Here is a 24,870-nt window from a genome sequence, read left to right as displayed (position 1 = left end):
AAATAACCTCGGGGCAAGCCCAGGAGGCATTAGAAGGAAAATTAATATTGATTTCGACGCAAGCGTCGGAGCATTTTAAATCTCGATTATCGAGTAAAATTAATGGTGTTTTCGCTTTTCCGAATACCCAATATAACATTGGCGAACGCTATGTCACCAACCTACGGTTATTATCAATAACCGGGGTTTTGACCCAACTCGGGATTGATATTCAATTGGGTTGTTGTCAACGGCATCAAATAATCCCGGCCGGCATCAAAATTAGCATGTGGTTCCAAACCTTGGGGACCAAAAACTTCGGGGCCCAACTGAAGTCTTTTGATATCGTACCAACGCTTCATTTCAAATGCCAGTTCCAACCGCCTTTCCTCTATAATGGAATCCCTCATTTGATCTTTGGAAAGGTTTGCGGGAAGATCTGGTGGGTAGTCCGATACCGTACCGCCAAAGTTACGTGCACGCTCCCTGATGCGATTGATATTATCCGTGGCCTCTTGTGCTCCCGGTGTAATCTCGTTCAGCGCTTCCGCCGCAATAAACAATACTTCGGCATACCGCATCATTACATAGTCGTTATCGGAAAAGCGCCCACTTCCTGCAGCATTTATCTGTCTTGTATATTTTGCGATGTGCGGACGGTCTACAACGGCTCCGTTACCAGGGTCTGCGGCCTTAAATTCCGTAAAACGAACATTTTGTCCGGCAATGGTAGCCACCGTATCAAAACTAACCCTTTTTCGATAATCGCGACCGTTCCACCTGTCATAAACATTGATGTTCGGTACCGCTACGCTCCAACCACCTCCCGCGCCGCGGCCCTCGGTCTGATCACCTGATATTCCCGTAAGTGGCGGTAAAAGGTCGTCACCGAACAATCCGGAGTTTTCCTGAGATATAAAATCGAGCGTGAAAAGTGGTTCTCGCAAGGATTCTATGATTTCGCTGTCGCCCAAAAACAGGTTTTGAAAATCTGTCTCCAAGCCAAGGTTGAATCCGCTCTCGTTGTCGATGATGGCCTTCGCCTCGTTATAGGCATTTTGGTACTCTCCGATGGTCAAATAAACCGAGGCCAAATAGGCCATTGCGGTCGCCGAAAAAGGTTTGCCCCTATCGGGCTGCTCCATTGGCAACCATTCCTTACAAAATTGTAGGTCGGAAATAATGTTTGCATAAACCTCGTCCTCGGGCGTACGTTCCAATACATCCAAGGTTGTGGCATCCGATACAGCGTCCTCTAGATACGGCACATCACCAAACAATCGGACCAAGTGATAGTAGGCAAAGGCCCTTACGAAATATGCTTCCGCTATTATCGGATTGATCTCGGCTTCATCGACATCCAATCCATTGGCAATTCCTATCGCTTGGTTGGCCGCACCGATAACAATATAAGATCTTGGCCAAAACGCCTCTGTCATGCCATTATTGGCTAACATGTTAAAATTGTTGACATCCTGTCTTCTTCCTGCAGTACTGGGGTTTCCAATATCGCACATATCGCTACGCAATAATATGGAAAGGCTTATTTTCCTTCCCCAATAGTTTTCATGGGCCAAATTGGCATAAGCGCCGTTCACCGCAGCCTGAACATCGGCCACTGTTGAACTGAGCAGTTCCGGGGCCAATATTCCCTCTGGATTTTCTTCTAGGTCGGTGCACCCTATCAATAGGGCACTCAGTATGACTATTACATTAAACTTTTTCATAGTTTTTTAGAATTTTAAGTTTACACCTAATGTATATGACTTTACGTTGGGGTAAACCCCATAATCGAGTCCGAGATTGGTATTGCTTTGCGAACCACTGCCACTACTTCTATAGTTGGTTTCGGGATCGCCACCGGGATAATCGGTAAAGGTGAGCAAGTTCTGACCACTGATAAATACCCTAAGCTTTTGTAGGCCTACGTTCTCCAGCAGCCGCTCCGGGAAGGAATATCCCAAAGAAAGGTTTTTCAAACGCACATAACTTCCATCATAGACAAAGCGATTACTTACTTCCGCGGGTCGAAATGCCGCTGCCGGAATATCGGTATCGGTATTGGTAGGCGTCCAGGCATTCAGTAGATCGGTGGTACCGTTTGCCGATCCGGAAGCCAGTTCCATGAACGTATAATTTAGTATATCGCCGCCTACTGCAGCCTGAAAAAAGAAATTAAGGTCCAGTCCCTTGTACGTTATGCTGTTGTTGAGCCCCATTATGAAATCGGGGTTGGGGTCTCCGATTACGGTACGATCATCGGTATTCAATTGTCCGTCGGGCTGCCCGGTAAGGTCCCCGTTGTCGTCACGGCCATTGGTATCCCGGTACAGGATATCCCCTGCCTGCGGCCCGGCATCGCGATCCCTTGGAATTACGACGGATCCTTCGGGAACCGCACCGCCTTGGTACACCCCGTCGTATATAAAGCCCCAAAAAGAACCCACGGCCTCACCTTCCCTTAGCACCTGCGTTTGATCGATGAGCAGGTGTGCGGGAGCGGAACTATAAAACACGTCCTGTCCCTCGTTCAGGGAAACCACTTCGTTGATGTTCGTAGAGATGTTAAAATCGGTATTCCAGGTAAAATCGTCGGTGGCAATGTTCGTACTGTTCAAACTAAACTCGACCCCGGTGTTGTTCATTTCACCTATGTTCCGTGTTTGTGTACCCCCCTCGATACCTGCCAAGGGATTGATGGGCTGGTCGAAGATAAGGTCTTCCGTATCGATGTTATAATACTCCAGCGAAAGATTAATGCGATTGTCCAAGAGACCGACATCCATCCCCACATTCAGTTGATACGATGATTCCCACTTAAGGTCGTCGTTGGCGAGGTTGGCCGGGGCCACCGCGTTGGAAGTACTTGCCCCTATGGCATAATAGCGACCATCATAACGTGCCAACGTACCATAGGCCGGAGAGGTCGGATTTCCAAGTACCCCATAGCTCACCCGCCATTTCCAATTGGAGATGGTGTTGCTTTCCGATAAAAAATCTTCCTTGCCCATATTCCATGCCAATGCGGCAGATGGAAAAAAGGCCCATTTGTTGTTTCGACTAAAGTTAGAGGACCCGTCGTACCTGGCGGTCGCGGTAAACAAATACTTTTCGGAAAGATTTAATTGCAATCGCCCGTAGACCGACTCCCGTTCTATTTCGGTTATCGAGGACCGAGGTACCAACTGGGTATTTCCGGTTGACAAGTTCCGGAAAGAGACGCTCTCGGACACAAAATCCCTCGCGCCCGTAAAAAGGTTTTCGTTCACCTCATTTTGATAGGAAAAACCTGCTGTAAGCGTTAACGAGCTCAGTTCACCCAACGACGTATCGTAGGTAAAATAATTTTCGTTCAACAAGTTCGTATTTCTGGATGTTTCGATCCTTGCTTCCCCGCCAAAACCACTGGCGCCCACCAAGGTACTGGGGATAAAGATTCCCGTGCGTTGGTTAATCGTACGATAACCCAAGGTCGAACGAAAACGAAGTCCATCGAAAAACTGATATTCCCCAAATAAATTGGCCCGCATCAAATCGTTGATGGTCTCATTTACCCGTTCGGTAGCGATGGCGAAGGGGTTATCGATAGGGTCTCCAACGGTGTTTACCTGAAAACCGCCTTGCTCATTAAAGATGGATCGATCGGGAGCGAACCTGTGGGCAGAGGAAATTGCGTCCGCGCCACCAGCACCACCGGATCCGGTCTGCGTCGAAATACCGTTGGTACTGGAAAACCTTCCAAAAAGGTTCATACCTCCCTTAAACTTGTCGGATGCCTTGAAATTTACGCTGCTCAAAAAAGAAAAACGCTCGAAATCAGAGTTGATAACGGCCCCTTTCTGGTCCAAATACGTTCCTGAAATATAAAAGTCGATATTTTCGGACCCGCCGGAAACCGATGCCTGTTGATTGGAAAAAAATCCTGTTTGAAAAATAAGATCTTGCCAATCGGTATTTGCGGGACCTTGTTCGTACGGGGCATTGGTCAACTGGGATACATATTGCCCGAACTGATCGGCATTCATTAGATCCAATCGGTTGATGACTTCCTGTGCGGATAAGGAGGAGTTCACTTCAACGGTTATCTTGCCTTTTTTACCTTTTTTAGTGGTTACCAATACCACACCACTGGCTGCTCGAGATCCATAAATTGCCGCTGCCGAAGCATCTTTAAGGATGTCTATGGAAGCAATATCCTCCGGTGGCGGTATTACCCCATCGACAAAACCGTCCACTACGATTAAAGGGGAACTATTCGCATTGATCGAGGTAGCCCCACGTACGCGTATTTTTAGCTCCCCGCCCGGTTCTCCCCCGTTGTTGGCGGATATATTTACACCGGCAGCCCTCCCTTGCAGGGCCTGCTCGGCACTTTGAATCGGAAAAGCGGTAAGTTCCTCCGTCCTTACAGAGGCCACGGCACCGGTGACATCACTTTTCTTTTGTGTACCATATCCGATTACCACCACCTCATCGAGTTTTGAAACATCTTCCTGTAAAACGACATTGATTACAGATTGATTTCCTACGCTAACCTCGTTGGTAGTGTATCCGATATAACTGAAGACCAAAACTGCGTCCCCGTCGGGAACCATTATCTCAAAGTTCCCATCGAAATCGGCCACTACCCCTTTATCGGTTCCTTTGATCGAGACCGATACGCCGGGGAGTGCCACACCGTCATCGGCCACAACATTTCCGGTTACCATAGCTTGAACGTTACTGGTAAGGGCTGTGGCGGAAAATGCGTTGGCAACCGACATGCACATCCCAAAAAACAGCACCGTAAACGGCATGATCCATTTCTTACGTTTCATTCTTTCTTTCATGTTCCTGTGTTAAAAATTGGTTAATTATCGCTACAAGGATACGAAAGGATTTTTAAAAATACAATCGATTGTATTATTGTTTTATCAAAAAAATGATCTGAAATTTTCGATTATCATATTCAGGCGCTTTACTATCCGAAAAAATAAGCTATCCGAATACATTGGAAACCACCATACCGACGTTGAAGAACGTTTGCCGGTACGTGCAAGGCCAAGTAAGGCCGTCCGCACTATTGCGCTGCTTCTGAAGCGGAGTACTGGTTTTACCTCTTTGTTGAATCCCGTTCCAACAAGGTAGACTCCAAAATGATAGTCCTGCTGTTTGCGTCGGACGTCTTGTTTCCGATCTGTTCTATCAACAGACTACAGGCTATTTTACCGATTTCATAAGGAGATTGATCGATGGTCGTCAACGCAGGTTCTATTACTTCGGAAATTGGTTCGTTACTAAAACCGACCAAAGCGATGTCGTCGGGAATTTTTTTTCCAATGCTTTTCAAGTACTTCATGGCTCCAATGGCGGCAACGTCATTGGCCGAAAAAATACCATCGATTTCCGAATTCTTCTCCAATATCTTTTTTACGGACATGATTCCATCCTTTTCCGACAATCTAGAGCTGACCACCAAATCAGGGTCATAAGGAAGTTGGTATTTCCGTAGGCCGGACCGATAGCCTTTCAAACGGCTTTTGTAGATTTGAAGGGTACTCGGCCCGGTAAAGTGTGCTATTTTTTTGCAGCCAATTTCTATAAGATGGCCCGTGGCCTTTGCAGCTGCATCTTCGTCGTTGATGAGCACCTTGCCGCTTCCTTCAAGTTCCTTTAAATGTCTGTCAAAAAAGATTAGGGGGATACCACTATCGCGCAGTTGTTTTAAGTGCCTTCCATTCTTGGTTTCCATTGACACCGATATCAACACACCGTCAACTTGGTTCGCCATCAAATTACTGATAATGCCCTGCTCCCTTTCAAGCTCTTCAAGGGATTGGCAGATAATTACATTGTATCCGGCCGCAAAAGCCGCTTCATCTATTCCCGCGATGGTAGAGGAAAAAAAGTATCGTGATATTCTGGGGACTATTACACCAATGGTATTGGATTTTTTCTTTCTCAGGTTAGAGGCCATCAAGTTTCGTCGATAGCCCATTTCTTCGGCTTTTCTAGTTACCCTATCTATTGTCTTTTTTGTTACCCGATCACTATTGTTAAGTGCCCTGGAGACCGTAGAACTATCCAAGTTCAATTCTCTGGCTATTTCGTGAATGGTAGGTTTTCCGTTCTTCATTTTAGCGACTGGTATGGTAGCGTTTGGTTGTGCTCTAAGGTACTCATTACATTAAGAGAAAGGCTTTTGAAGCCCGACCGTTAGGGACCAAGTTATTTAAACTTTTTTGTTTAACCGTCATTTTTCATACAATCGTTACTTCATTGTCTTAAAAATGTCCTTGTTTTATCGTTTAACTTTTTCAAGTAATGTTAATTTCCTTCTTACCCTAGGCTGGGAGCCAAAACGGAACATGAAGGCGGCTGATGGAAAAAAGAGGCATTCCATTCGTTTTAAATTGTTCTTTTTCCTTAAAAAAAGCAACCGTGAAACGAGCCAAGAACAAACTAGACCAACCTGTCCTTTTTGAAGCATACGGCACATCAATTTTCAACATTAATACAATCGATTGTAATAAATCGTTATTTTTGCGTCCGTCAGTCCGTTCAATTAGAAGACGTCTTAATGTTTTGAAGCATACCAAATAAAATGTACCGTACCCTAGTATAGCGCCCTGGATTATGTATTTGAAAACATAATGGTAAACGATACTGGAAAAATGATCATACGCCATAACACTATGCCTTCCCTATCGGTGACCATCCTTTTTCTGAGCGGTCTTTTGTTCACCACGGCCTGTAAGGAGGTACCTCCGCCCCTTTTTGAGCGCATAGCCCCATCCGTATCTCAACTTACATTTGAAAACACCCTTTCGCCCAGTACCGAACTGAACGTATTGGAGTACCTGTATTTTTATAACGGTGCCGGTGTCGCCGCGGCCGATTTCAATATGGACGGATTGATCGATCTTTACTTTACCGCCAATCAAAAAGCCGATGCGCTCTACCTAAACAAAGGGAATTTCCGATTTGAAGAAGTGACCGAAATATCCGGTATTGCCAACGACAGTGGATGGACCACCGGTGTAACGCATGTCGACATTAATGCGGATGGACTTTTGGATCTTTACGTTTGTAAAGTGTCGCTTCCCGAATTGGGCCTTTCAGGAACCAATCTTCTCTATATAAATCAGGGTATCTCACCTTCGGGCATTCCAATATTCAAGGAAATGGCCGCCGCTTATGGCCTCGATTTTTCGGGTTTGGCAACACAGGCTTCGTTTTTTGATTATGATCGCGATGGCGATTTGGATGTTTACCTGCTCAACCATTCCACGCAACCCAATGATAGTTATGGCAACGGTGACCGAAGAAAGTTATATAACGCGTATTCGGGAGATCGCTTGTACGAAAACCAAAACGGCATTTTTGTAGATGTCAGCCTAAACGCCGGTATTTTTCAGGGAAAGATCGGTTATGGTCTGGGACTAGCGGTAAGCGATCTGAACGATGACGGATATCCGGACATTTATGTAGGCAATGATTTTTACGAAAACGACTACCTGTACGTCAATCAAAAGAACGGTACATTCTCCGATTTGATCACCCGAAACGAATTAAAACTGGGCCATACCTCGCATCTTTCCATGGGCAATGACATTGCCGACATTAACAATGATGGACGTATGGATATCGTTTCCTTGGATATGCTTCCCCAAAAACTCGAAACATACAAACGCTCCGGAGTGGAGTCGCCCTTCCCCGTATACCAAAACTACCTGAACAACTCCTATGCACCGCAATACATGCAAAATACCCTTCACCTAAATTTAGGCGGGCTCAACTTTAGCGAAATTGCCCATCTATCCGGTATCGAAGCGACCGATTGGTCGTGGAGCGCCCTAGTGGCCGATTATGATAATGATGGATATAAGGATATTTTTGTTTCCAACGGCATCATAAGGGCTACCAATGATCTTGACTTTATCAACTATTTATCCAACACGCTTCTCCAAAATTCGGACGCCACCGATTCCGGGGAAAGGAACCTCAAACTCATCGAGAACATTCCCCAAAACAAGCGTGCCAATGTTTTTTTCAAGAACAATGGCGACCTCACCTTTTCGGATACTTCTTCCGAATGGGACAACGGTGCCGAAACATTTAGCAACGGTTCGGTTTACGCCGACCTGGACAATGATGGCGATCTGGACCTGGTCGTCAACAACGCCAATGATACCGCCCATCTTTTACAGAATACGCTCTCCGATAGGTCGAACTACCTAAAACTATCTTTTGAAGGGAATACGAAAAATACCTTTGGCATCGGTACCAAGGTTACGGCGACTACCGATAACCATACCATTGTACAGGAACATTATGTATCGCGAGGGTATCTTTCGGCGGTTCCTCAGCAAATGCACCTCGGAATCGGGAAGGACAGCATCATACGAACGTTGGAAGTCGTCTGGCCCGATGGAAAACAACAAAGACTCCAAAACATCGCGGCACGCCAAACCCTTCGTCTGTATCAACATAAAGCTGTTACCCCTTCCAAAACCGAGATAAAAACAAAAGACTCCCTACTTATCGTCAATGACTCCATCGGATTGGCATACAAGCATACGGAAAAGCCGACCAACGCCTTTGATCGAAACCCCTTGCTCCCCTTTGCAAATACCAATAACGGGCCCGCGGTGGCCGTCGCGGATATTGACGGCAATGGTTCCGACGACCTTTTTTTATCGGGTGCACGGACCCAGCCTTCCCAATTGTTTTTACAGGATTCATCCGGCACCTTTACCATGGCCCAAAACGAAAGGTTCATCCAGGATGCCCCGAGCGAGGACGTTGCGCAGACTTTTTTTGATGCGGACGGGGATGGGGATCTGGATTTGGCGGTGGTTTCCGGAAGTAGCGAAACCCGTTTGGCCAAACGGCTGAAACCGCGTTTTTACAGAAATCATAAAGGGATTTTCACGAAGGATACGACCCAATTCGAGACCCTTGCCATTAATGCCACAAAAGTGATTGCTGCGGACATCGATTCGGATGGCGACCTTGACCTTACCGTTTGCTCCGATGAAGTGCCGTTGTCTTTTGGGGAAACGTCAAGGCAATATGTTTTTGAAAACGATGGCAGCGCAGGGTTTACCGATATTACGGACAGTTTCGCTCCCGATTTTAAGGATGTGGGTATCGTTAAGGATGCCCTTTGGGCGGACATGGACAACAATGGCTACCTGGATCTTATTACCGTAGGACATTGGATGCCCGTAACGATCTTTTTGAACGATGGCAAATTAGTTTCCATTCAAAAAGAAACCGGTCTGGGGAACACCCATGGCTGGTGGAACAGTGTGAAGGCATGTGATTTTGATAAAGATGGCGATTTGGACCTCATTGCCGGCAACTGGGGTAGCAACAGCAGAATAAGGGCCTCCATGAAAACACCCGTACATCTTTACCGGAGCGACTTTGACGGTAACGGTCACATGGAAACTGTGATTACCCATGTCCACGACGGTACGGAAACCCCTTTCTCCTCTAGGGATGCCCTAGTACAACAGATGCCGGTGCTAAAGAAAGGCTACTTAAGCTATAAAGCTTTTGCCGGGGCGCGCTTTGCAGAACTGTTTCCGAAACGGAATTTGGAAAGCGTTGTAAAAAAGTCGGTATTCGAACTACGGACGTTATATTTTGAAAATACGGGTAACGGACGTTTTCGTATCAAGACCTTACCGCTTTTGGTGAACGCTTCGGTCATAAAGGATATGTTGGTCGACGATGTGAACGGCGACGGTTGGGAAGATGTACTTTTGGTGGGTAACGACTATCAAATAAACACTCAATTGGGCCGTATGGACGCCTCACATGGCCAGTTGTTGCTCAATGATAAAAAAGGCGGGTTTTTCCTTTCCGATACCGCTTCCTTTGATGTTGCCGGACCGGCCCGTGATATTGGGAAAATAATCGTAAAGGGGCAAACCTACTATTTGATTACGATCAATGATTCGGCTCCCGTCATATTGAAGGCAGTACACCAGGTTTTGGCGAACGATCAAAACAAAACGAATTAAACCGTTCCCGTTATTTCAAAAGCTTATGTGGAAGATGGTGTTACACCTCCTTTCGGGCGACGGACGATACAAAGGTAAACCGTACGCTTGATCAATTAGTGGGTATATGATACCATTTCAAATGGTAAAATGCTAAAAGTAAAAGACCCGGCCAGGAGCCGGGTCTTTTACTTTTAGCATATATGAAGGATTACATTGCCCCCCACTCCTTTAAGGAGTCCTTGTTCATTTTAACATAATCACCGTTACCGGCAACTTCCGCAGCGGCCAACGATTTTTTTGCGGTTTCAATGGCCGCTTTTTTGTCTCCCGCCTTCGCATAGATCAACGATTGCTGTCGCATTTGCCAAAATGCCGGTTTTTCGGTCATTGCCATGGCCTTATCCATCCATTCTTTGGCTTTATTGATGTCCTTGTCCGCTTTCAAATAGTACACGGCAGCGGCATAATAATCCCCTGCATCGGGGCCTCCCATTACCTTATCGATATTAGCGGTAACCGCACTGTCGGTCGGTACTTCAAAAGGAATGGCCACTTTGGTATCGGCCCAAGAAATCACAAGATGTGCGCCGGTTTCGGATACGTGGTCTACGCTGATCGTGAACGATTCGGCCATGTCCGTGGTTTTGGTAGCATTCGCCCTAACTACGGCCGCTACTTTGGTAGCGTCCCAGTTACGTGGTGTTCCCCAGTTTTCGGTATCGGTATAAAAATTGACCTCCCAAACGGTTTCACCGGGTTTTGTAAAAATCGCGTACGAACCGGCTTTTAAAGCTTTGCCTGAAATTTTGACGTCTTCACTGAAGGTGATGATGCTATTTTTGTTGGCACCTGTTCTCCAAAGTTGATCAAAGGGAACCAAATCGCCAAAAATTGTTCTGCCGCGCATTGCCGGACGTGAATATTCCAAAGTAACATCGGTCAAACCTACTACCTGCGTTACCTTCGCCATGGGACTCGGCTGTGGTGTTTTTATCTGTGCTTCGGTCGCCAAGGAAACCATAGCGGCACAAAAAAAGAGAATCATTTTTTTCATTTTGTATTGGATTTAAGTTTTTGCAAAACTAGGTATAAAGGGATAGGGGCCTTGTTAAGAGAATCCTAAATGTCCAAGAGCTAGGCTTTGGGTTTTCGCTACCCTAATACAGTACGAATGCACGGGTCAATTTGAATTCCCCAAAATATAGGGTCAATACGTATGTTCCATTGGGCAGGTCCGCAGTAAAAATAGTGTCGGATAACAGCAGGTCCCCGGTTTGGTATCGGAGCAGTTGCCCCTCAAGGCTAAAAATCGCTCGCGCAACGGGTCGCGGATGCTCGTTGGGCAGAACATAGGACAATTGCGTACGGCCAACGGGTTGATATACTACAAGCTCCATCACATCGGGTTCCGGTTCTGTAATCGGTTCGGGGAGCTCTTGGGACACTTCCATATCCTCGGTGGTAAGGGAATACAAGGTTGGTGAAAACGTAATGGAAGGGCTTTGCCTTTCGAAAAACTCAGAGGAAAGCATATAGGTATTGGCATCCACGTCGGTAATTCCTTCAACCTGTGCGAAGCCGATATTTATGGGTAGTCTGGTAACGGCGCCTCCGAAAACGCTGTTTTCCAAAACACCTTCCACACGGTAGACAAAAGGGCTCAACTGTCGTGAATAGCCCGTAAAATAAAGTAATTGCGTGGCTTCATTATAGGTTGCTCCCGTAACCAGGCCTATGGAGGACAGGGAGTCCCATCTTTCTGCCGTGTAGCGTCCCGGAATTTTAGGTATCGTATAGGCAGTGGTACCATTTTGCCGCCATTGCTTGGTCAGTACTACCAACTTATCATGCAGTACGAACATGGCTTCCGCATCAAAATCACTATTTTCATCCGGTTCTGGTGCCGTTTGATCGGGATAGGAAAAGACAATGGTCTCCGCGTTAACGGTATCGGCATTGTCGAAATCGTTTTTGGCTATTCGGTACACCGTCAAATCGGTCCGCAATCCTGAAACATTACCTAAATCCCCGATATACATATAATCGTTGTCCTGGGCCATCGCTTCCCAATCGATATTTACGGCATTTTCTATTTGCACCACTCTTTCCACCCGTCGCGAAAGGGTATCGATCACGAACAACTGGGGCGCATTTCCTGAATCGTTGTGCGTAAGGAGCTTATCCTTGTAAAACAGCAGCCCCGATGTTTCCGAAACACCGTCGGAAAGACTCCCGAGCACGCGGATCGGCAGCTGCCCGTACAAGGGTACGAACACCAACAAACCTAATAAACAAAGTATCGCTCTGCGCATCGCTTACAAAAAGTAATCTGGCAAAGTACAAAATAGCTGGAACTTTACACGAATGGACCAAAATTAAGACCCATAAACTGTTGGATGCATCCCCTCAAGGGTCGCAAAAAAACGTTTTATTATTTGTTTAACTATATGTATTTTTCTTTAAACAGAAATTGAAGGTATCTTTGTGGAAAACCACGACATGCAACTGTATCAACTCCATGCCAAGCAAGCGGTCCCCATTGACCTTAAAACGGCATGGGATTTTTTGTCCAATCCCGAAAACCTAAAGGTGATTACACCCGAAAAAATGGGTTTTCAAATTCTGAATGGTGCCGACAGGCCCCTGTTCGAAGGGCAGATCATCCAGTATAAAGTAAGTCCTATCGCGGGCATTACCACTAAATGGGTCAGTGAAATAACGAACATCAAAGAGGGCAATTATTTTGTGGACCAGCAGCTGTTCGGCCCGTATGCGTTATGGCACCATAAACATTTTATTCATGAAACCGACGGGGGTGTTATCATGGAAGACCTGATCGATTATAAAATACCGTTCGGTGTGTTGGGCCGCCTTGCGCATCCTTTGATCGTAAAAAAACAATTGCAACAAATATTTGCTTTCAGGGAAGAAAAATTGCAACAACTTTTTGGAACGCTTCCCGGGCATTCACCCTTTTTAACCATAACATCCATTTAACCCTATTATATGAAAAACATACTTCTTATCGGCGGTAGCCACGGTATCGGTTTTGCTATGGCCAAAACCCTTGCAAAGGACCATAACGTTTTTATCGCATCGCGCACGGCGGATGCATTGGACGGACTTAACGTCACGCACATTCCATTCGATGTTACCACGGACACTTTGGACACCGGTCTATTGCCCGACGCACTTCATGGTTTTGCCTATTGCCCGGGCAGCATCAATTTAAAACCGTTTAAAATGATGGCCGCCAGTACCTTTGAAGAGGATATGCAGTTAAATTTCTTTGGCCTGGTGCGCGTGGTCAAAGAAATTATCGCGATTATGGCGGAGGGGTCCAGCATGGTTTTCTTTAGCACCGTCGCCGTAGGTACGGGAATGCCGTTCCATACCAGTGTGGCCGCGGCAAAGGGTGCCATAGAAGGTTTTGCCAAATCGTTGGCCGCGGAGTATGCCCCAAAACTTAGGGTGAACGTTGTCGCTCCTTCTTTGGTCGATACCCCCTTAGCGGGCCGTTTGCTCAATAACGATCGAAAAAGGGATATGATGGCGGAACGACATCCTTTAAAACGTGTGGGCGAAGCGGAGGACATTGCCCACATCGGGGTATTTTTATTGAGCGAACAAAGCAGTTGGATGACCGGACAAGTTGTTGGTGTCGATGGCGGAATGGGAAGTTTGAACATCAGCTAATACCACACAATCACTATTACAATCCGTTACATCATACCAATCCACAACATTTATGGAAAATAAAATTGCACTTTTTTGGTTTCGCAGGGACCTTAGACTAGATGACAACGCGGGTTTCTCCCACGCCCTAAAAGGCGATTGTCCCGTACTTCCCCTATTCATCTTTGACTCCGATATTTTAGAGGAACTTCCCCAGCACGATGCCCGGGTAACCTTTATTCACGAAACCCTCCAGCGCATGCGAGATCGGCTGCAGGACAAATTTGGTAGTTCCATAGCAATGTACCATGGCCGCCCGGAGGACATTTTTAAGGAACTCCTACAAAACTACGAAGTGCAACAAGTGTATACCAATCACGATTACGAACCCTACGCCAAGGAAAGGGACAAAAAAATAGCAGCACTCCTGCAAGAACGTTCCATACCGTTTACCTCCTTTAAGGATCAGGTAATCTTTGAAAAGGACGAAGTGGTGAAAGATGATGGCGACCCCTATGTGGTATACACCCCTTATAAAAACAAATGGAAAAGTCTTTTTGATAAAAAGGAGCACTTGGTATCCTATGATACGGAAGCCCATTTTGGTAATTTGGTAAAGCATTCCCGTTTGCCCAACCTTTCTTTATCGGATATAGGTTTCCGAACGGCAAGCATTAAAGTACCCGAGTTTACCGTTACACCGTCCCTTATCGAGAATTATGAGGCTACCCGTAATTTTCCCGCTAAAGAGAACGGGACGTCACGTTTGGGGCCGCATCTTCGTTTTGGAACGGTATCTATCCGAAAAATGATGAAAAAGGCGATTGCGGAAGACAACGAGGCTTTTTGGAGCGAGTTGATCTGGCGCGAATTTTTTATGCAGATTTTATGGCATTTTCCGCATACCGCCAAAAAGGCGTTCCGATCAAAATATGACCGTATCGAATGGCGGAATAACGAAAATGAATTCGAAAAATGGAAAAACGGTGAAACCGGTTATGCCTTGGTCGATGCTGGAATGCGCGAACTGAACCAGACCGGGTACATGCACAATAGGGTACGTATGTTGGTGGCCAGTTTTTTATGCAAACACCTGTTGATCGACTGGCGCTGGGGAGAGGCCTATTTTGCCGAAAAGTTACTGGATTACGACCAAAGTGCTAATGTCGGTAATTGGCAATGGGCCGCAGGTAGCGGTGTCGATGCCGCCCCTTACTTTCGGATCTTTAACCCGATGACGCAAATTGATAAGTTCGATAAACAAAAGGAGTACATTAGGCAATGGGTACCCGACTTGCAGGAACTTACATATCCCCAAAAAATGGTCGATCACAAAATGGCAAGGGAGCGTTGCTTAAAAACCTATAAGGAAGCGGTCTCCTAATGGTTGTAGTCTGGTTCAAAAGAGATTTACGGCTTACAGACCACGAGCCCTTGCATAACGCCATTGCTACGGGCGAGAAGGTATTGCTTCTTTTCAATTTTGAACCGCTTTGGACGAAAGATGCCCACTATAGCGATCGGCACATTGGTTTTATAAAACAAAGCCTGGCCGATATGCAACGGCAGATGGCCGGTTTTGATACCCAAATGCTCCTTACGGAAATGAAAATGGTCGCCCTATTTTCATATCTACACCAACTGCACCCCATTAGCGGGATATTTTCGCATCAAGAAACGGGAATGGACATCACCTACGACCGTGATAAGGCCGTAGCCAAATGGTGCAGGGACCATGGAACGTATTGGAAGGAGAGTGTTTGCAATGGTGTTTTTCGAGGTCGTAAAGACCGAAAAAAATGGAAGAACGATTGGGTCGATTTCATCAACCAAAAGATTCCCGTTACCCAATTGGACCCTAGCCATTTTTTTAATGTAAAGGTGCTTTCCGAGCAGTTTATGTCCAATTTGCCCAAAGTAGAATTGGATACGACCCCTGGTAAAAATGTTCAGAACGGAGGTACTTCACAAGGCATTAAATACCTTAAGAGCTTTGTTTTCGATCGGGTAAAGGGGTACAACCGTTGTTATTCGAGTCCGGAAAAATCGCGATTGCACAGCAGTCGGCTGTCTCCGTATTTGGCCTGGGGGAATTTGTCCACAAGACAGGTGTGTCAGTATGTGGCCTCCCATAAAAATACCATCGGAAGCAAAAGGGACCTTTCTTCCTTCTTATCGCGTATGCGCTGGCAGGCGCATTTCATCCAAAAGTTCGAAATGGAACCCGAAATGGAGTTCCGGAGCATCAACACCGGCTATCACGGGCTGCAGAAAGCCGTGCGGCCGAAATTGCAAAAGGCCTGGCGTGACGGGAATACCGGAGTGCCCATGGTGGATGCGGCCATGCGCTGTCTGGTAACTACCGGGTTCGTCAATTTTAGGCTACGGGCGCTATTGGCCTCTTTTTTCACTCATTTGTTATGGCAACCTTGGCAGGATTGTACGGAACATTTGGCACAGCATTTTTTGGATTTTGAGCCGGGAATACACTTTCCGCAACTGAACATGCAATCGGGAGAGACCGGAATACATACGATCCGCATTTACAATCCGGTCAAAAATGGAAAAGAGCACGATCCGGAGGGTCGATTTATCAAACAATGGATTCCCGAACTGTCGGTACTTCCCCTGAACTATCTGCACGAACCTTGGAAAATCCCCCCTATGGAACAACAGTTCCTAAATTTCGAACTGGGCAGGGACTATCCGTTTCCTATCGTAGATATCGTAAAGATGAGGCGTTTTGCAAGCTCCGTTCTCTACGACCTAAAAAATGCAAGCTCGGTGCGATCGGAAGGACAGCGTATTCTGGCAAAACATACCCTGCCCGGACGACCGGTATGGGACTCCATGGACGAGGACGTATGATCTTAGCGGGACGTTTGCTCCCTTAAGCGATCTTGTTGGACCATTCTATTTCTTAGGATATTGATGTATCCCAACGCATCGCGTAGGGCATAATCGGTATAGGCCCGGGATGCAAACTCCAACGCCTTGTCCAAATCGCCATTGATTTCATTACTGATGGCCATATTGTAGTTGGCGCGACCGGCTATTTTAGCATCGGGATGTTGCAATTCCAACGCCCAAAGTGCCGCTGCACCGTCCCAATCGCCTGCCTGTGCCCTTCTGTTCCCTATTTCAAAATTAGAGGTTCCCTTAATAAAGTAATTTCGGGATACCCTTCGTTTGAGCGGTCTACTTTTTAGCGCATATCCGCTGCCGACATCATGGCTCGTCTGTAAAACGGCTTCCTTTCTACCGACCACGGCCTCCACGGCCTTAAAAGGATTGATGCCCTCCCCTACCGATACCAATTGGTTGCGTGTACTGGCCTCGTCCAAAATCTGTTTGTTGTACGGGTCGTACACCCTCCAACCATTTTTAAGCTCGGTCCGTAAGGTCACCTTATGCCCCGGCACCTGTGTTTTTATACCCAACGGATTGGGAAGGTTCACCATTTGCTGCACATAATCAACGCTGGTATTCGTATCATAAAACTCCAAGGAGAACAACACGTCTACTTGATTCGCATTACAGATTTCCTCAATGGCGTCCCAACTCATTTGTGCGGGAAATACTCCCAACCCCTTTCGCTGCGACTCAATTTCGGTGATATTGACCACACTTTCATATCTGCCAGTGCGTTCCAACTCGGCCTTTAAGCCGTTCAGGGCCGACTCGGCACCTTCTTGGTCCAATTTTAACCCTTCCAACGAAAGGAGCTTATCAATTTTATCGAGCGACTCGTTACCTTCGGAGGGTACGCTCCTATTGATTAACCCTATCCGGGCCACATCGCCGGGAATATTGATATGGGCGGGTTCGGTTACTCCCATGGTCATACGGTTGGTGGCACTACAGCCTACCAAGGCCCATAGCATTACCGATACTCCTATTAGTTTTATTCGATTTTTCATAAAACTGGGTTTGTCGTTACTATTCTTCCACAAATGGTCCAAAAAAAAGCTGTTCCAAAGTTTGTTTACTAGTAACTGATAATCAACCCTATCTATTGCCCAATCCCTGTAAAAAACAGCATTCCCCTACTCCAAAATATCCTCAAAGCATGAAGGTTTCCCTACCGCAGGGACTATTTGAGCATGAAGTGTGCCGAGGATATTCTAGTTGTTTTGGAAGGTATCGGTGCACACGATCGGAACTATGGATAAATACCTTTTTTTGTGTTTATTTCTCCATAATTTTACATCTTGAGGCGGGCAAACGCCCACCCACCGAAACCCCACATACCAAACCCTTCTTTTAGAAAAGAGTACCGGCAGGTCATACAAGGGAACAGGTGTCGGTTTTTATTAATTGAAGTGGTTTAAACTTTTCCCATTCGTTAAAAAATTGCCCTTTTTGACCCAATTTTCGCCTTTTTTTCCTTCCGTAGCCCTGCTATGCAACTCAAAAAAACCTTCAACTGGGCAAAAAATTGCTAATTTTCACTTAAATGTGAAAAGTTTAAACCACTTCATTAAACGAAACTAGAGAACTATGAAAAAATTTATCCTGCTACTATTTCTTTGCGGACAGTGTCTTTCTTTGACCGCACAAGATTTTGACTTTCGGTACGATCACTATTCCTTTATTGTAAAAGATTTGGAAAAAGTCGGTGATTTTTATGCGCAGGTGCTCGGTTTAGAGGAGATTCCACATCCGGCCGGAAAATTAGGTTTTCGCTGGTTTCAGGTAAACGGGGCTTCCCAACTGCACTTGATCGGAAAAGATAGCGTTCCCATGCGGCATAGCAAAAGTGTACATCTGTGCTTGGCTACCAATAATTTGGAAGGTGTTGTAGCTCATTTAAAGAAAAACGAAGTTCCCTTTTGGGACTGGCCAGGAGAAGAAAGTGCGATAACCCTAAGGGCCGATGGGGTTCAACAGATCTATTTAAAGGATCCCGAAGAAAACTGGATCGAAGTCAATACCGCCAAACATGGGAACTAGGTCATTTAACCTCCCTTCATACCATTTTGCTTTGAAATCACCCCTATTGCAACGGAAAAACAGCTATTTTTAAGCTATGATGAACACTACCACACCCACCATATTTCCCTTGGGTTTTCCATGGAAAACACAGGATCCTTTTCTTTTTTGCGTATACCACTTGGACCATTATCCGGAGGGGAACGAGATTATGGGTCCTGCCGTTTCGTTGGAAGGCCGGAGCCTGGGCAATGATTTTTCGGAAGACAACCCTTGGCGAATGTACCACGGCCGTACCGTTCCGGGTTTTCCGGCGCATCCCCATCGCGGTTTTGAAACAATCACTATTGCGCAAAAAGGATATTGTGATCATACCGACTCCTTAGGGGCAGCTGGCCGTTTTGGTCAGGGCGACGTACAATGGATGACGGCGGGCAGCGGGGTACAGCATGCCGAAATGTTTCCGTTATTGGACATGGAACATGAAAATACGTTGGAACTGTTTCAAATATGGTTGAACCTTCCCAAAAAAAGTAAGTTTACGCCACCGCATTTTAAAATGTTGTGGCAGGAGAACATCCCCGTTATCGAAAAAGAAACGGCCAAAATAAAAATTATTACCGGTGCCTATGAAGGACATGCAGCACCGGAACCGACCCCCGGTTCCTGGGCAAACGACGAAAATAATGAGGTAGCCGTCTGGATGATCACGATTCGGCCCAATGGTAGCATCGTTCTGCCAAAGGTTAGCGCGGGCACCACACGGAACCTCTATTTCTACGAAGGCGAAAGCCTGACAATCGGGGAAACGGAATTGCGGAGCGGATTTGGTGCGGCGTTGAACGGACCTGAAGATACCTTGATCGAGGCGGGTACAAAAACGGTACGGCTGCTATTGCTCCAAGGAAAACCGATAGCGGAACCTGTGGCACAGTATGGCCCTTTTGTAATGAACAACGAAACGGAAATACAGGAGGCCATGGACGATTATCGTATGACGGCATTCGGCGGGTGGCCATGGAAGAAACATGACGTTGTCCATCCAAAGGAAAAGGGGCGGTTCGCCTTATATCCGGATGGAAGACTGGAAGAAAAATAGCTGTTATACTACCCTCCTTACTTTAAACGCGTAAAAATAAAAAAAGCCATTTATGAACTTGCACCGGACCACTTTACGCCTAGCGGCAGTATATAACGTACTTTGGGGAACTTGGGTGGTGCTGTTCCCGAACCATTTTTTTGAACTTGTGGGGATGGCCGCATTGAACCACCCCATGGTTTGGCAGGGTATGGGAATGGTCATCGGGGTATACGGCCTAGGGTATTGGTGGGCCTCCTACGATGCCATGCGGCATTGGCCCATAGTGGCCGTGGGGTTTTTAGGGAAAATTTTTGGGCCATTGGGCTTTGTTTTCAACTACCTACAAGATATTGTCCCGTTCGAATTCAGCTATACCCTTATCACCAATGATTTTATTTGGTGGATTCCGTTTTTTATGATTTTAAAACAGGTACATACGAAACAACGATGGCGCCTGACCGATACCCAAAAAAACTAAGTATACCATCTCCGGTATGAAACCATTGCAACTTGGATTTTTCCTCTTTTATGTCATTGCCGGTGCGAACCATTTTATCCATCCCGGTTTTTATGACGGTCTGATTCCCGACTGGCTGCCCTTTCCTGATGTTATAAACTATAGTAGTGGTTTTCTGGAAATTTCTTTTGGAACGATGGTCCTTTTCCCAAAGACCAGAAAATGGGGCAGCTATGGTATAATTGTACTTTTATTGTTGTTTATCCCCTCGCATATCTTTTTTATTCAACAAGGGTCATGCGTAACGGACGGGTTGTGTGTCGCGCCTTGGATCGCTTGGTTCCGTCTGTTGGCCATACATCCATTATTGCTGTTTTGGGCTTTTCGCACCGGGTTAAAATGAGCTATTCCAACTAAACATTTACGGTCCTTTTTTGTACACAAACTGGAAATCGACCGCTCCCGAAGATCAACTAAACTACCATGTGCGCGCTCCGAGTTGTTGAAGATGAACAGTTAAGCGCACTCGAAGGAATACATTTCATTATAGCGTATCCTTTAAACTAACGCTCGTGACCAAGAATACCGTTTTTGCTTTGAAATTACCCAAATAAAAAGCCGTCATTTTTTGTTTGGACGAAAAAGAAAAATCAAGCATAATACCATTTCTGATGTTAAATTACGCAAATAAAAACCAGGGATTTTTTGGGTAGGCGAAAAAGAAAATCCAAGCATAGTAGTAGCTATGGTTGGATTTTATTTTGAAGCATACACGTAAAAGAACAATTTTTAATGGGTGATTTAACATCAGAAATGGTATAACAGTAGCTACGATTGTTTTTTATTTTGAAGTATAAGCGGAAAAGGGCAATTTTTAATGGGTAATTTCAAGGTAGAAATGGTATAAAATGGTTATCCGACGGAAAAGCCCGGCGCCAACAATCCCTTGGCCATTTCAGGGTGTCTTTTAAGATAGGCCGCCACAAAAGGACAGAGCGGGGCCATTTTCAGGTTGCTGGCCGCCACATGCTCCAACACCTTTTGAACAAGAGCGCTCCCTACCCCCTTTCCTTCCAATCCTACGGGAACTTCGGTATGGGTAAGGTATATGATCTGTTGTTTGGAAATCATATAATCGACAAATGCGATTTTCCCTTCTATATCAAGTTCGAAACGTTTTTTTTCACCTTTGTCATTATCGACCAAAAGGAGCTGCTGCAAGTCTTGTTTGTCCATATTAAAAACGTAAAAAAGTTCGATGCTCGTAACACCAGGCCCAGTTTTCGTTCGGTTCCACCGAAATTACCGTTGGGTGGGCGTAGGTTCGGGCATGTGTGCTGGCATGTTTGTTGGTCGAGGAATCACAGCAAAGGGTGGTGCCGCATTGTTGACAGGTGCGCAAATGTACCCATTGGTCCCCCGTTTTTATACATTCTTCACATTCATATCCCTTGGGTGCCATTTTATGCTCCGGTTCAAATGTGTTCAGGTGTTCACAGGTCTTGTTTTTTAAAGCCATTAGATTTCCGCTAAATATTCATGTACAAATTTTATCGCCATAGAACCTTCCCCTACTGCCGATGCCACTCGGTTCATTGCCCCGGCCCGTACATCGCCAGAGGCAAAAATTCCGGGACTACAGGTCTCCAACAAAAAAGGCTCGCGCTTTTGTTTCCATATTTTGGTGAAATTGTTGTATTTCAACAAATCCCGACCGGTCTCTAAAAATCCCCTTTCATTTTTAAGGATGTCAAGGGTAATCCAGTCGGTATAGGGTCTTGAACCTATAAAAATAAAGAGCGCACGTGCGGGCACCGTGGTCACTTCCGCAGTTTTGGTATTTTCAAGCTGTAAATGGGAAAGGCGCTCACCGTCCCCTTTTACTTTGGTAATGGTAGTATTGGCAAGTAGCGTTATATTGTCTATGGCCTTTATCTGATCGATCAGGTACTGCGACATGCTACTGGAGAGATCATCCCTGCGAATGGTTATATAGACGTTCTTGGCAAAATTGGAAAGGTATACTGCGGATTGCCCTGCGGAGTTTCCGCCCCCCACGATATACACTTCTTGGTTTTGGCAGGCCTGCGCCTCGGTCATCGACGATCCGTAATAAATTCCCGCACCGGTATATTGTTCCACGCCTTCCGCCGGCAACTTGCGATAGTTGACCCCCGTGGCGACCACGATGCTTTTGGTACGTACTTCACTGCCATCGTCCAGGGCGATATGCTTGTAGTTGTCCTGTGTTTGAATGGACATCACCTCTTTGGGCGATAAAAACTCGATACCAAAACGTTTTGCCTGTGTAATGGCACGATGGGTCAGTTCCTGACCGCTCAGCCCGTTAGGAAAACCGAGGTAATTTTCGATACGCGAGCTGGTACCTGCCTGCCCTCCAGGGGCCTTGCGTTCGATAAGCAATGTTTTAAGCCCTTCGGACCCACCATATACGGCAGCGGCAAGTCCGGATGGACCGGCACCGATGATCACTACATCATATAGCGTTTCCTTTGCGGTCACATTAAGTCCGAGCCGTTCGGCCAATTCCGTGATCGAGGGATTCTTTAGGCACTCCCCGTTCGGAAAGGAGACCACCGGCATGTCCTTTGCCGAAACGTTGTGCAATGTGGCTATTTCCTTGGCGTCGTTACTGGTTTCGATATCCAACCATTGAAACGGGAACAGGTTGCTGGACAGAAAGTCCTTGATGTCATGGGTATGTGGGTTGTATTGATATCCCAATACCTTGAGCCCGTCAAATTCGGGGCTATAGTTCAATTGCCAAATGTCCAAAAGATCGTCAAGTACCGGGTACAGTTTTTCCTCTGGAGGGTTCCATGGCTTGGACAGGTAGTAGTCTAATTGCACGTCATTGATGGCCTTGATGGCCGCATCGGTATCCGAGTACGCGGTCAAGAGTACTTTTTTTGCATCGGGAAAGTGCTTTTTGGCTTCTTCCAAAAAAGCGACCCCCAACATTTCGGGCATCCGTTGGTCCACCAAAAAAAGCGCGATGGTCTCTCCTTTCTTTTTTAGCTCAACCAAAACTTCCAACCCTTCTTTGGGCGAACTTGTCCGGAGAATGCGGTACTCTTTCTGATATTTGGACTTTAAATCCCTTGTAACGGCACGCAGTACCTGAGGGTCATCGTCCAGAGCAAATAAAATTGGTTTTTTCATATTCGTTCACGTATAACGTCTGTTATTGCGATCGGCCGTTCGGCCGGTATTTTCCGAAGTCGGGAATTTCCATTTTTCATTCCCCCGTTTGCTTCCAAAGCGCTCAAAATCAACTTGTCGGCAGGCATATGGTGAAAACGGTCTCACCGGGTTCGGAGCTGACCTTGATCTCCCCACGATGTTGTTTTACGATACGTTGTACCACCTCAAGCCCCATTCCGGTGCCTTCCCCAACGGCTTTTGTCGTATAAAAAGGGTCAAATATGGTGGATAGGTTTGCTTCGGGAATCCCTTCACCATCATCGATGATTTCCGTTTTAACAAAAGCACCATCGTTTTGGACACGAATGGTCAATGTCCCTTTTTCATGCATGGCGTCAATGGCATTATCGATCAAATTGGTCCATACTTGGTTCATTTCGCTGACCATTATCGGGGCCATGGCCAAGTTTTCCCCAAAAAAGGTATCGACCGCGATATTTTTTTGTTTGAGCTTGTGGTTCATCATCGTCAGCGTGCTTTTGATGCCCGTTCGGATATCGGTGGGAATCCGTTCGGGAGCACTATCCATATGGGTGTAACTTTTTACCGAGCTCACCAATTTTGATATGCGTTCCGCTGCTTCCTGTATTTCGTCGACCATTTTTTCGGTGGTCAATACATTTTCAATCCATTCGATAGCGGTAGGAAAGTTGGTCGCTCCGATGGCATTGTATATTTTTTCCATGGCCGGAACGTCCATACAGAAATCGATAAAGGTCTCGGTAAGCTCGTAGGCATTGGTAACCTCATGTTCTTCCAACCACATTTCCAGATCTTCTTCCTTTTCGGTACGTTCCATGAGCCCCATACTGTTTTCGGGGCGCTCGCTCAATTTCTCGAAAAGAATGGTATTGATCATATCGATCTGTTCAGAACTTGCCCTGACCGAAATGATGCGTTTGAACTTTTCGGGAACATTGCCCAAGTGTTTTTTTAATTCGATGGCGCTACGTCCCATGGCCGAGGCCGGGTTATTGAGCTCATGGGCAAGCCCTGCCGATAGTTTTCCCAAGGCCATCATTTTTTCTTCTTGTACGTTGCGCTTGGCAAACTCCCTCGTACGGGAAGTCATGACATGTACCAAGGCTTCAGTCAGTTCAAAATGGTTTCGGGTCAGTTCCTTAAACTCGCTTTTTGGCAAAACCAATACCACGGCATCTTTTACGATCTCTCCAAAACCCAGGGCGGTGGTGGCGCGGGAGTACGGCAAAGCGCCGGATATCTCGTTTTCCATGATCTTGGCAACATGTTTATAGTTACCGTTTTGCTCCACTTTTATCTCCGCTTCCCCTTTTAGAACAATAAACAGCTGGTCTATGGCATCGCCCCGGGAAAAAAGATAATCACCGACCGCCAAAGTTACCGTTCGGGAACGGTCGATCAGCCATTGCAATTGGGCGTTCGGCACTTCCGATATCGCGGGTACATCCCTAAGGTGTTTTGGGGTAACTTCCATTGGTTAAAAATACACGAAACACTTGCGTATTGCAACACGCAAAATGTGAAGGAAATGTTATAAAAAATTT

At 46.1% G+C, this 24,870-nt stretch carries 19 protein-coding genes; 9 read left to right on the top strand and 10 right to left on the bottom strand.

Going from position 1 to position 24,870, the window contains the following annotated elements:
* Window positions 1-173 precede the first annotated feature (173 nt).
* The 3 genes from ACRD7P_RS10635 to ACRD7P_RS10625 form a co-directional block, all read right to left on the bottom strand.
* Window positions 174-1,706, bottom strand: a complete 1,533-nt coding sequence (locus ACRD7P_RS10635) for a RagB/SusD family nutrient uptake outer membrane protein (protein WP_430907550.1) — start codon at window positions 1,704-1,706, stop codon at window positions 174-176.
* A gap of 6 nt (window positions 1,707-1,712) precedes the next feature.
* Entirely contained in the window at window positions 1,713-4,808 is a 3,096-nt protein-coding gene (locus ACRD7P_RS10630; protein ID WP_430907549.1) for a SusC/RagA family TonB-linked outer membrane protein, read from the bottom strand.
* Window positions 4,809-5,071: 263 nt separating this feature from the next.
* A complete protein-coding gene (locus tag ACRD7P_RS10625; protein ID WP_430907548.1) occupies window positions 5,072-6,094 on the bottom strand; it encodes a LacI family DNA-binding transcriptional regulator in 1,023 nt (340 codons plus the stop codon).
* 517 nt (window positions 6,095-6,611) lie between these two features.
* Here ACRD7P_RS10625 and ACRD7P_RS10620 point away from each other — a divergent pair.
* The gene (locus ACRD7P_RS10620) at window positions 6,612-9,992 is read left to right on the top strand and encodes a VCBS repeat-containing protein (protein WP_430907546.1); all 3,381 of its coding nucleotides are present in this window, start codon (window positions 6,612-6,614) and stop codon (window positions 9,990-9,992) included.
* A gap of 190 nt (window positions 9,993-10,182) precedes the next feature.
* On the opposite strand, the gene ACRD7P_RS10615 is transcribed toward ACRD7P_RS10620, so the two are convergent.
* Window positions 10,183-11,028 (bottom strand): DUF2911 domain-containing protein, encoded by an 846-nt coding sequence (locus tag ACRD7P_RS10615; RefSeq protein ID WP_430907545.1) that lies wholly within the window; start codon window positions 11,026-11,028, stop codon window positions 10,183-10,185.
* A gap of 103 nt (window positions 11,029-11,131) precedes the next feature.
* Window positions 11,132-12,286, bottom strand: a complete 1,155-nt coding sequence (locus ACRD7P_RS10610) for a hypothetical protein (protein WP_430907544.1) — start codon at window positions 12,284-12,286, stop codon at window positions 11,132-11,134.
* 187 nt (window positions 12,287-12,473) lie between these two features.
* On the opposite strand from ACRD7P_RS10610, the gene ACRD7P_RS10605 reads away from it, so the two are divergent.
* From ACRD7P_RS10605 to ACRD7P_RS10590, 4 genes are read left to right on the top strand one after another with little or no spacing between them, the layout of a single operon-like run.
* Window positions 12,474-12,971 carry an SRPBCC family protein gene (locus ACRD7P_RS10605; protein WP_430907543.1) on the top strand — a complete coding sequence of 166 codons (498 nt, stop codon included), beginning with the start codon at window positions 12,474-12,476 and terminating at the stop codon, window positions 12,969-12,971.
* Window positions 12,972-12,980: 9 nt separating this feature from the next.
* Window positions 12,981-13,670 (top strand): SDR family NAD(P)-dependent oxidoreductase, encoded by a 690-nt coding sequence (locus ACRD7P_RS10600; RefSeq protein ID WP_430907542.1) that lies wholly within the window; start codon window positions 12,981-12,983, stop codon window positions 13,668-13,670.
* Window positions 13,671-13,722: 52 nt separating this feature from the next.
* Entirely contained in the window at window positions 13,723-15,033 is a 1,311-nt protein-coding gene (locus ACRD7P_RS10595; protein ID WP_430907541.1) for a cryptochrome/photolyase family protein, read from the top strand.
* Window positions 15,033-16,517 (top strand): deoxyribodipyrimidine photo-lyase/cryptochrome family protein, encoded by a 1,485-nt coding sequence (locus tag ACRD7P_RS10590; protein WP_430907539.1) that lies wholly within the window; start codon window positions 15,033-15,035, stop codon window positions 16,515-16,517. Before ACRD7P_RS10595 ends, ACRD7P_RS10590 begins: the two co-directional genes overlap by 1 nt.
* Before the next feature lie 2 nt (window positions 16,518-16,519).
* Here the strand turns inward: ACRD7P_RS10590 and ACRD7P_RS10585 are convergent, their stop codons facing one another.
* A complete protein-coding gene (locus ACRD7P_RS10585) occupies window positions 16,520-17,569 on the bottom strand; it encodes a DUF6340 family protein (protein WP_430907537.1) in 1,050 nt (349 codons plus the stop codon).
* Between the two features lie 580 nt (window positions 17,570-18,149).
* Here ACRD7P_RS10585 and ACRD7P_RS10580 point away from each other — a divergent pair.
* The 4 genes from ACRD7P_RS10580 (at window position 18,150) to ACRD7P_RS10565 (ending at window position 20,522) form a co-directional block, all read left to right on the top strand.
* Window positions 18,150-18,602: a VOC family protein gene (locus ACRD7P_RS10580; protein WP_430907535.1), complete on the top strand. Its 453-nt coding sequence runs from the start codon at window positions 18,150-18,152 to the stop codon at window positions 18,600-18,602.
* 76 nt (window positions 18,603-18,678) lie between these two features.
* Window positions 18,679-19,680 (top strand): pirin family protein, encoded by a 1,002-nt coding sequence (locus ACRD7P_RS10575; RefSeq protein WP_430907534.1) that lies wholly within the window; start codon window positions 18,679-18,681, stop codon window positions 19,678-19,680.
* Window positions 19,681-19,732: 52 nt separating this feature from the next.
* The gene (locus tag ACRD7P_RS10570; protein ID WP_430907532.1) at window positions 19,733-20,140 is read left to right on the top strand and encodes an alkyl hydroperoxide reductase; all 408 of its coding nucleotides are present in this window, start codon (window positions 19,733-19,735) and stop codon (window positions 20,138-20,140) included.
* Between the two features lie 16 nt (window positions 20,141-20,156).
* Window positions 20,157-20,522, top strand: coding sequence for a DoxX family protein (locus ACRD7P_RS10565; protein ID WP_430907531.1), 366 nt, complete (start codon window positions 20,157-20,159; stop codon window positions 20,520-20,522).
* Between the two features lie 509 nt (window positions 20,523-21,031).
* On the opposite strand, the gene ACRD7P_RS10560 is transcribed toward ACRD7P_RS10565, so the two are convergent.
* The 4 genes from ACRD7P_RS10560 to ACRD7P_RS10545 all read right to left on the bottom strand — a co-directional run bounded on the left by ACRD7P_RS10560 (window position 21,032) and on the right by ACRD7P_RS10545 (window position 24,800).
* Complete coding sequence (locus ACRD7P_RS10560) at window positions 21,032-21,355, bottom strand: GNAT family N-acetyltransferase (RefSeq protein ID WP_430907530.1); 324 nt, start codon at window positions 21,353-21,355, stop codon at window positions 21,032-21,034.
* 1 nt (window position 21,356) lies between these two features.
* Window positions 21,357-21,638, bottom strand: a complete 282-nt coding sequence (locus ACRD7P_RS10555; protein ID WP_430907529.1) for a UBP-type zinc finger domain-containing protein — start codon at window positions 21,636-21,638, stop codon at window positions 21,357-21,359.
* The gene (locus ACRD7P_RS10550; protein ID WP_430907528.1) at window positions 21,638-23,302 is read right to left on the bottom strand and encodes an FAD-dependent oxidoreductase; all 1,665 of its coding nucleotides are present in this window, start codon (window positions 23,300-23,302) and stop codon (window positions 21,638-21,640) included. The genes ACRD7P_RS10555 and ACRD7P_RS10550 overlap by 1 nt, the downstream gene beginning before the upstream one ends.
* A gap of 109 nt (window positions 23,303-23,411) precedes the next feature.
* Entirely contained in the window at window positions 23,412-24,800 is a 1,389-nt protein-coding gene (locus tag ACRD7P_RS10545; protein ID WP_430907527.1) for a sensor histidine kinase, read from the bottom strand.
* Window positions 24,801-24,870 lie beyond the last annotated feature (70 nt).

Source organism: Maribacter sp. 2-571 (assembly GCF_050589625.1).
GTDB lineage: Bacteria > Bacteroidota > Bacteroidia > Flavobacteriales > Flavobacteriaceae > Pelagihabitans.
This window is presented reverse-complemented; position numbering and strand designations above follow the sequence as displayed.